The 4,118-nt window shown below is 64.8% G+C and carries 2 protein-coding genes; one reads left to right on the forward strand and one right to left on the reverse strand.

The annotated features are described in order from the left end of the window. Positions 1-134: 134 nt before the first annotated feature. Positions 135-1,352 carry a DUF3422 domain-containing protein gene (locus PMI38_RS17270; RefSeq protein ID WP_008096484.1) on the forward strand — a complete coding sequence of 406 codons (1,218 nt, stop codon included), beginning with the start codon at positions 135-137 and terminating at the stop codon, positions 1,350-1,352. Between the two features lie 130 nt (positions 1,353-1,482). On the opposite strand, the gene PMI38_RS17275 is transcribed toward PMI38_RS17270, so the two are convergent. After that, positions 1,483-3,885, reverse strand: a complete 2,403-nt coding sequence (locus tag PMI38_RS17275) for a DUF3772 domain-containing protein (RefSeq protein ID WP_008096486.1) — start codon at positions 3,883-3,885, stop codon at positions 1,483-1,485. Positions 3,886-4,118 lie beyond the last annotated feature (233 nt).

The raw sequence follows: 4,118 nt of genomic DNA on the forward strand, positions 1-4,118 counted from the left end.
GCCGGCTTGCCGGCGATCGAGGGCAAAGCCCTCGCCAGGCTGCAGAAATCCCCACCTGATCAAGTGACTTTCCCACCTCCCCGCCAAGTCCCACTCCCTGGTACCCCACAATCAAAAGACCAGGCCGGACCACCATGCACCCTCAACGCACCGCCTTGCACAACGAATTGCACGCCCGCCCGTCGCTGTATTTCGACGGCCCGGCGCATGTCTTCCACCTGGCCCTGCTCGGCGGCGATGCAGCCTGCGCCGCGCTGTTGCAACGCTGCTGCCCCGATGCCGTGGATGCCCAGGCCGTACAAGGCATCAGCGCGCTGAACGGGCATCCCTTCAAGTGGGAACGGCACACGGAATTCTTCACCCTGACCCTGGTGGTGCCCTGCTCCAGCGCCGAAACCGAATGGCAAGCGCTACCGCCCGTGCTGGCCGATGCCATCGCCCCGCAGGCCGCCCAGGTGATCAACGCGGTACAAGTGCTGGTGCGCGACGAGCAAGGCCTGGACTTGCCCCGCTATGGTTTCAAGGACCCGAGCGGCTCCTGCGTCGGCGGTGGTGATGCGGTAGTGTGGAGCGACTTCCGCCTGACCGCCGATGGCACCAACCGCTTCCTGTTCATCAACCGCCGTCTCAATGCCTACCGCCAGGGCCGGATGATCCGCCGCCTGCTGGAGATCGAGACGTATCGCATGATGGCCTCGCTGGCCCTGACCACGGCCAAGGCGCTGAGCCAGGAACTGGACGCCTTCGACAAGACACTGGTCAGCCTCTCCGAACGCAGTGCCGGGGGCGATGGCCACGATTCCAAGGGCCTGCTCGAAGCCATCGCCCAGCTGTCGCGGCAGGTGGTCAGCCGTACGGTCAAGACCCGCCATCGTTTCGGCGCCACGCAGGCCTATGCACAGCTGGTGTTCGAGCGTCTTGGCGAATTGCGCGAGAGCCATGTCGGCGATTGCCAGCGTCTCGGCGTGTTCATCGAGCGCCGATTCAAACCGACCGTGCGCTACTGCGCCGCCACCGAGCAACGCCTGGAACAGTTGGCCAAGAACGTCGCCAACCTGGGCGACCTGCTGCAAGCGCGCGTGCAGGTAGAGATGGAGGAGCAGAATGCCGAGATCCTGCGCAGCCTCAATGCCCGGGCCGATGCCCAGGTGAAGATTCAGCGCGCGGTGGAGGGGCTGTCGATCATTGCCATCACCTATTACCTGCTGAACCTGTTCAAGCTGCTGTATGGCGGGTTGAATCTGCTGGGGGTTGGGCTGACGGCGCGCGATGCCCTGTTGGGCATGGCACCGCCAGTGTTGCTGGTGCTGCTGGTGATCCTGTTGCGGATCAGGCAGGCGAAACAGCATTGAGGTCTGGGGCTGCTTTGCAGCCCATTCGCGGGACAAGCCCGCTCCCACAGGCGCTCCACTGTCCGCCAAGCGGTGAAAACCCTGTGGGAGCGGGCTTGTCCCGCGAATGGGCCGCCAAGCGGCCCCAGTTTCACGCCGGCTCGTCAGCCGGGCGCGACCCTTCCTGCACCAGCACCATGCTCTGCGGCGAAGACAGGGAAATGCCCTCGTCGCGCAACTGGCCGAGGATGGTGAACAGCAAGTCGCTGCGCGCCCCCGACACCTGCCGCGGCCCCGCCACATAACCACTGACCCCGATCACCATGCCGGCGCTGGTCAGGTCCTTGAAGGTCACCGACGTCGCCGGCGCATCGAGCACCGCCTCGTGTTCCTTGAAGGCCTTGAGCAATACCTCGCGCACCCGGTTGGCATCGGTCTCCAGTGGCAAGGTCAGGGTAATGCCCACCACGCCCAGGGCATTGCCCATGGTCACGTTGCGCACGTTCTGCGAGATGAACTGCGAGTTGGGCACGATCACCGTGGAGCGGTCGGACATCTGGATCTCGGTGGCGCGCACGTTGATGCGGCGAATGTCACCCTCGACCCCGGCCAGGCTCACCCAGTCACCCACCTTGACCGGGCGCTCGGTGAGCAGGATCAGGCCGGAAATGAAGTTCTGCACGATCTGCTGCAAGCCGAAACCGATACCGACCGACAGCGCACTGACCACCCAGGTCAGGCTGGTGAGGTTGATGTGCAAGGTCGACATCACCAGCGTGGCCAGGAACAGGAAGCCCAGGTAGCCCACCAGGGTCACCAGCGAGGCACGCATGCCGGCGTCCATGTCGGTTTCCGGCAGCAGGCGTTCGCTCAACCAGCGCTTGAGTACGCGAATGGCGAACAGGCCACCGAAGAAGATCACCACGGCGAGCAGGATATCCCGGGGGACGATGTTCAAGTTGCCCAGCAGCTTGCCACCCGTGCCGTCCCAGTCACCCAGGCTCAGCAACAGCTCGCTCGGGCTGGTGCCCGACGGCATCAGCGCCAGCAACACGGCGAGCAGCAGCAGCGTGGTGCGGGTGATACCGCTCAGTATGGTGCTGGCCTGCGCCTGGTGGCGTGGCGCCAGTCCCAGCGTCGAGGCGAGCGCCAGGCCACCGGGCTGACGGGGCGACAGCATGGTCTCGCAAAGGTCGCTGAGGAAGGTGGTCAGCAGGTAGGCGCAGGTGGCCACTACGCTGATCCACAGCAGCTTGGCCGCAAGGAAATAGGCCAGGGTCAGGTAGCCGGCCAGCAGCGCCAGCGTGATCAGCGCGACCCACACCACGACCACGAACGGAATCAACCCGGCCAAGCCGCTTGGGCGCTCCAGCCCATGCTTGCGCCGGGTGCGGCGGTAGCGCACCAGCGCCGCCGAGAAGATCACCACCACCACCAGCGCAGTCAGGCCGTTGGTCGCCACGGTCAGCGCCAGGCTGGTGCCGATCGTGCTGTTGATGCGCTCCATGGTCAACATCACCATCAGCGACAGGGCCAGCAGCTTGGGGAACCAACCCAGGGCGTTGGCCACTTCGTCATCGATCGGTGGCAAGCGCCAGGATGGGCGCTGCAGCATCAACATGGCGCGACCCAGCCCGGAAATGAACGCGCTGAACACCACCAGGGCGAGGAAGTGGTTGGTCAGGCTGGCGATATCGGAGCCCAGTTCCGAGCTGCTTTCCAGGCCCCAACGCAGCAACGAAACCGAACCGGCGATGGTCCCCAGGGTGGCCAGGCTCACGCTCAAGGCCAGTGCGCTTCGGCGCAGGCGGCCTTCCGGCAGCCAGCGGACCATGGCGTCGGCGAGCAGACGTTCGAGCACCCGGCGTACTAGCGTCCAGACCAGGATCGCCGCCACCAGGCTGGTAAGGAAGAACCAGCGTTGCCCGGGACTGAAGGCACTGGCCACGGCATCGGCGGCCTCGCCACGCAAGTCGCGCAGGCGCACCACGTCTTCGTCGGTGGGACGGATCAGCGACTTCCAGAAGGCCGGCGTCAGCGGGCTGGCCGCGCGGCTGGTGACCTGCGAGTTGAACTGGCTGCGGCGCAGGTTGACGATCTGCGTGGACAGGTCGCGGGCCGACTGAGTCAGCTTGGTGGCCTGTTCCTGTTCACCGAGCACCGACTTCTTCGCGGCTTCGAGCTCTTTGCGCTGCAAGGTCAGGCTCTGGGCTTCGTCCGGTTGTAGCGGGCCGATGACCTTGAGCTTGTCGTCCAGTTTCTGCGCATCGGCCGCGCGCAAGACGCTCAGGGCCTCGGCCTGACGCTGGACCTGCATGGCAGCCAGGCGCAACTGCGACAGCACGTCGTCGTTGGCACTGCTGGTCACGCCTTGACGAATCTGGTCCAGCCGATCGCTCAACTGCGCGAGGCTGGCGTCCTCATCCAGCGCGGGCAGTTCGGCGGTGGCCAGGCTGGACACCGGCGTGGCGGGTGCCGACCAGGCCGGGGTGGCCAATGCCAGCATCAGGGCCAACATCCCAAGGTAAAAACGGGAAAGGCTGCAACGCCTCATCGGATATTCCTCTTTACACTTAAATCTGGCCGTGGATTCTACGCGGCTTGTGGCAATCAGAAGAGTGCCGTTTCTCGCAACAATCTAAGGCCATTACCCCGAGGCAGAAGAAAGTGACCGGATGAAGCCTAGAATAGAATTGCTCTGCAGCCCGCAATATCGGCCCTATCGCCGGCAAGCCGGCTCCCACAGGATCACCACAGATTCAAGAACGGTGGGGTACCTGTGGGAGC

It is taken from the genome of Pseudomonas sp. GM84, from assembly GCF_000282535.1.
Lineage (GTDB): Bacteria > Pseudomonadota > Gammaproteobacteria > Pseudomonadales > Pseudomonadaceae > Aquipseudomonas.

Excerpts from the sequence above, each read along its gene's own strand:
- PMI38_RS17270 (WP_008096484.1), top strand. The coding sequence starts at position 135 with ATGCACCCTCAACGCACCGCCTTGCACAACGAATTGCACGCCCGCCCG.
- PMI38_RS17275 (WP_008096486.1), bottom strand. The coding sequence starts at position 3,885 with ATGAGGCGTTGCAGCCTTTCCCGTTTTTACCTTGGGATGTTGGCCCTG.